Annotated in this window: 4 protein-coding genes; 2 read left to right on the top strand and 2 right to left on the bottom strand. The window is 58.8% G+C overall.

What is annotated here, in order from left to right:
* Both LD28_RS0111890 and LD28_RS0111895 read left to right on the top strand, forming a co-directional pair.
* A partial coding sequence (locus LD28_RS0111890; protein WP_033137184.1) for a phosphoethanolamine transferase occupies nucleotides 1-876 on the top strand: 876 nt, incomplete at its 5' end.
* A gap of 131 nt (nucleotides 877-1,007) precedes the next feature.
* Nucleotides 1,008-1,388, top strand: coding sequence for a diacylglycerol kinase (locus LD28_RS0111895; RefSeq protein WP_033137185.1), 381 nt, complete (start codon nucleotides 1,008-1,010; stop codon nucleotides 1,386-1,388).
* Between the two features lie 90 nt (nucleotides 1,389-1,478).
* Here LD28_RS0111895 and LD28_RS0111900 read toward each other — a convergent pair whose 3' ends face one another.
* Both LD28_RS0111900 and LD28_RS0111905 read right to left on the bottom strand, forming a co-directional pair.
* Nucleotides 1,479-2,183, bottom strand: coding sequence for an AcvB/VirJ family lysyl-phosphatidylglycerol hydrolase (locus LD28_RS0111900; RefSeq protein WP_033137186.1), 705 nt, complete (start codon nucleotides 2,181-2,183; stop codon nucleotides 1,479-1,481).
* 11 nt (nucleotides 2,184-2,194) lie between these two features.
* On the bottom strand, nucleotides 2,195-3,047 hold an 853-nt coding region (locus LD28_RS0111905; protein WP_033137187.1), incomplete at its 5' end, for a phosphatidylglycerol lysyltransferase domain-containing protein.

A 3,047-nucleotide genomic window follows, 5' to 3' on the forward strand; every position in this document is an offset into this window, starting at 1 on the left:
GAGAAAGAGACCAACCCCTTTACCAGCAAGGCCGGTGGCGTTATCTCCTTCAAGGACGTTCGCTCTTGTGGCACGGCTACTGCGGTGTCGGTGCCCTGCATGTTCTCCAACATGGGTCGCAAGGAGTATGACGACCATCGTGCCCGCAACAGCGAGGGGCTGCTGGATGTATTGCAGAAGACCGGGGTTTCGGTGTTCTGGAAAGAGAACGACGGTGGCTGCAAAGGGGTGTGCGATCGGGTGCCCAATATCGAGATCAAACCCAAGGATCACCCGCAGTTCTGCGATAAAAACACCTGTTATGACGAGGTCGTGCTGCAAAACCTCGAGGATGAAGTGGCGCAGATGAAAGGGGACAAGCTGGTTGGTTTCCACCTGATCGGCAGCCACGGCCCGACCTACTACAAGCGTTACCCCGATGCCCATCGTCAGTTCTTGCCGGATTGCCCGCGCAGCGACATCGAAAACTGTACGGATGAGGAGTTGGTCAATACCTACGACAACACCATCCGCTACACCGATTTCGTGATCGCAGAGCTGATTGCCAAACTGAAAACCTACGAGGCGGACTACAACACAGCGCTGATCTACCTCTCTGACCATGGTGAGTCGCTGGGGGCGCTGGGGCTCTACCTGCACGGTACGCCCTACAAATTTGCGCCCGATGACCAGACCCGGGTGCCGATGCAGGTCTGGATGTCTCCCGGCTTCTCCCAAGAGAAGGGGTTGGACATGAGCTGCTTGCAGCAGAAGGCCACCGATACCCGTTACTCCCACGACAACCTCTTTTCGTCCGTGCTGGGGCTCTGGGATGTCAAAACGGCGGTCTACGATCAGGGGCTGGATATCTTCAGCCAGTGCAGAACAGTGCAATAAACCCTCTATGGGGCGCTCAAGCGCCCCTTTTTTATCCCCCTACTTGTTTAATTTGTCACGAATACCCCTTGTTAGCGTTCAGCTTTTCTATACAGCAGGGGACGTGATGAGAGTGAAAAAAGGAGAAGAAAATGGCAAAACCCGGTGCAACAGGGATCACCCGCATCATTCATGCAACCCACTACAGCATGAAGGGGCTCTCGTCGGCCTGGCAGCATGAAGCCGCTTTTCGCCAGGAGTTGCTGCTCATTTTGTTGCTGATGCCGCTGGCTTTTTTCGTTGGCGACGGCCTTAACCAGATTTTGCTGCTGATTGTCATCAGCTGGCTGGTGGTGATTGTGGAGATCCTCAACTCTGCCGTCGAAGCGGTCGTCGACCGGATTGGCCCGGAGCATCACGAACTCTCCGGTCGGGCCAAGGACATGGGCTCTGCCGCGGTATTCATCGCCCTGGCGCTCAATGCGCTGGTGTGGGGCGCGCTGACCGGTCGCAATCTGCTGGGCTGGTGGTAATAAGCAGTGCTTGGCAGGATATGCCGGATAAACTATGCCGGATAAACAGAGAGGGCGACCGCATGGTCGCCCTCTCTGTTTCATCGTTGCTCAGGGCGTGGTGAGCGTCATGTGCTTGGTGATGGCCTGATAGAGCTGGGGGTAGTCATCTTCAAAATGGTGGCCTCCCGGTAGCGTGACGGTGGTGACGTTGGCCTGGTTGAGGCGCGGACAGAGGCGGTCGCCATCATCGTCGTCAGCCCCTTGCAGGCAGAGCATCGGCAGGCCACGGATGGTCTTCACCTGCGGCTCGGTCGGGTAGCTGCGAGTCTTGTGGGTGAGCATGTCGCTGACGTGGATCTCGAAGTCCGAGCTGGTGGAGGGGGAGAGCATCACAGCCCCTTCCAGACTCTGGCGATAGCGCTCCGGCAGTCGGTTGATGACGAAGGGGACTATCTCGGCACCAAATGAGAAGCCCACCAGCAGCCAGCGCGGGCGCTGCCAGCGAGCCTGATAATCGTCGAGGATCCGCTCCAGATCGGCAGTCACCTGCTCCGGACTCTTCTTCTTCCAGTAGTAGGTGAGGGAGCTCCACCCCACCACCGGCATGCCGTGTTGTTGCAACTGGGCGCTCAGCCCCTTGTCGAGGGCCGCCCAGCCGCCATCACCGCTGAGAAACACCACCAACGGGGCGTCGGAGGGGTGGGCAACCGGCAGTTCAATCAGGCTCAGATCATCCTTGACCGGGGCGGCCTGCGCCGCAAATGACGAGATGGGCAGTACGAGACTGAGTAACAGCAAAATCAAGGCTCTCATGGGCCATGCTCCTATTTTTTGATCAGCCCCAGCGGGCCGCGGCTAATCAGGGTGATCAGGTGAGTCAGGGTTCTTGGCAGTGCCAGCTTGCTGCTGCAGAGCAGGTAGCGCGGCTCCCAGCTGGGCGAAAACTTCTCTTTGTAGCGTCTGAGCCCCTGAAAGTTGTAAAAACGGCTGCCACGCATAAACAGGGTGTTGCCGAGGCGATCCCAGTAACTGCCGAGCGGGTGGTCATTGAAGCCGGACATGGGGGCCATTCCCAGATTAAAGCGGGCGTACCCCTGCGCCTTGCCCCACAACAGCAGCTCGACAAAGAGAAAATCCATGATGGGGGCGGTGCCGCTATCCAGGCTATAGCGCATCAGATCGATGGAGAGGCTCTCCTTGTTGTCGCTGACCCAGAGGTTGGCAAAGCCGACGATCTGCCCCTCGCGTCGCACCAGCGCCGCCGGGCTCAGAGTGAGGTAGTCGGGATCAAATCGGCCGACCGAGAAGCCCTTCTCTTTGCCCAACTTGTTTTGCATCCAGGCATCGGAGACGGCTTGCAGCCTCGGCAGCAGGGGGGCAACGGCAGTGGCTTCCACCACCTCGAAGGTCAGCCCCTCCCGTTTGCCCTTGGTGTGGCTCTGACGCAGGTTGCGCAGCCGGCTGCCCGCCAGATCGAAGCGGGTCAGATCGACCATCGCCTCTTCACCGAGCTTGAAGGGGATCAGTCCCAGCTCAAGATAGAGCGGAAGGTAGCGGGCCGAGACCTGATAAAAGACCGGATTGGCGTCGTGCTCGTCGCAGCGCTCGCGAAATTGCCAGAGCAGCTCTTCAATCAGCTCGGGGCGACCGACCGGATCCCCCATCACAATCCAGCTG

The organism is Aeromonas finlandensis (assembly GCF_000764645.1).
GTDB classification, from domain to species: Bacteria; Pseudomonadota; Gammaproteobacteria; order Enterobacterales; family Aeromonadaceae; genus Aeromonas; species Aeromonas finlandensis.

Excerpts from the sequence above, each read along its gene's own strand:
- LD28_RS0111895 (WP_033137185.1), top strand. The coding sequence starts at position 1,008 with ATGGCAAAACCCGGTGCAACAGGGATCACCCGCATCATTCATGCAACC.
- LD28_RS0111900 (WP_033137186.1), bottom strand. The coding sequence starts at position 2,183 with ATGAGAGCCTTGATTTTGCTGTTACTCAGTCTCGTACTGCCCATCTCG.